This is a genomic window from Nonomuraea sp. NPDC001684, assembly GCF_053596515.1.
The window spans coordinates 1-1,237 of record NZ_JBSFGJ010000884.1; the positions used below are offsets into that span (position 1 = coordinate 1).

Consider the following 1,237-nt stretch of genomic DNA (forward strand, 5'->3'; position numbering starts at 1 on the left):
GCGCTGGTTGCCCGCCCGGGCTCATGACAACGGGCTGTTCGTCCTGTTCAGCAACGGCATCGGCGAGGACGACGACGAGATCCGCACCGGCAACGCCATGATCATCGACCCCTACGGCCGCATCCTCGGCGAGACCTGGGCGGCCGGTGACGACATGGTGACCGCCGACCTCGACCTCACCCTGCTGCCGCTCTCGACCGGCCGCCGATGGCTCCAGGGACGACGCCCGGAACTCTACGGCATCCTCACCCACCGGTTCGGGGACGAACGCGAGCCTCGCGCCGCCCGCTTCGCCACCGACCCGGTGCCACTCCTCCGCACCCCCGGCAGCGCGGCCGGCGAGGATGTCCTCGATCTGCCGCGCCACTGAGCATAAGGCGACCCCCAGGCCGGTGACCTGCCCGATCCGGCAGGGCTTGGACGGGTGCCGCCCGGCACCCGCCTCCAGACGTGTCCTGTTGCGGCCACAGCGGTAATGACCGCGCCGTTCCAGCGAAAGGAGAACGCAGGCATTTCGTCGATCGGCGATGGAGGGCACATGCGCGATGAACGGTTCGTCCGCACGGGTCACCGACCCAGGCGTTCCACGACGACGCGTGGGCTCGTTCGGGCCGGCTGCTCCGTCCTGCTGCTGACCGCGACCGTCGGGCTCGGCCGGACCGCCGCTGCCTCCGCAGGCGCCCCCGTCACCTGCGGGAGCGTCCTGACAGGGAGCGTCACCCTGACCGGGGATCTGACGTGTCCCGGTGACGCGCTGATCGTCGGCGCCGACGACGTGACCATCGACCTGGCCGGGCACACCCTCCAGGGCGCGGGCACCGGCACCGGCGTCCAGGTCAGCTCCCAGGGGACCGCCCGGACCGGAACCGTCATACGCGACGGCCGGATCGAAGGGTTCGCCACCAGCGTCGGCGACGACGCCCTCACCCCCCACATCACTGTCGCCCTTCGCGACATGACGATCACCGGCGGCCCCGTGAAGCTGCGCGGCGGCGCCTGGCCTGAGCTCTCGATCAGCGGTTCCCCCCGCCGATGCGACGTGGACGCCGTGGACGCCCGCCAGATCCGCCTGACCATTGACGGCTGCACTCTGCACCGCGTCTCGGCCCGCAGCACCTACACGACGCTCACGTCGAGCAGAGCGTACCGCGAGGTAGCCGGCGGGCAGCGGCCACTGGCGGCCGCACGGGATGGTGCCGTTCGGTGCCCAGGTGTCCACCCAGGTCGACTTGTACGA

2 protein-coding genes are annotated in these 1,237 nt (G+C 71.3%); both read left to right on the forward strand.

Annotation, left to right across the window (positions count from 1 at the left end):
* The coding region (locus ACWCSD_RS52765) for a nitrilase-related carbon-nitrogen hydrolase (protein ID WP_449927537.1) at positions 1-370 on the forward strand (370 nt) is incomplete at its 5' end.
* Between the two features lie 168 nt (positions 371-538).
* On the forward strand, positions 539-1,237 hold a 699-nt coding region (locus tag ACWCSD_RS52770; protein ID WP_449927540.1), incomplete at its 3' end, for a hypothetical protein.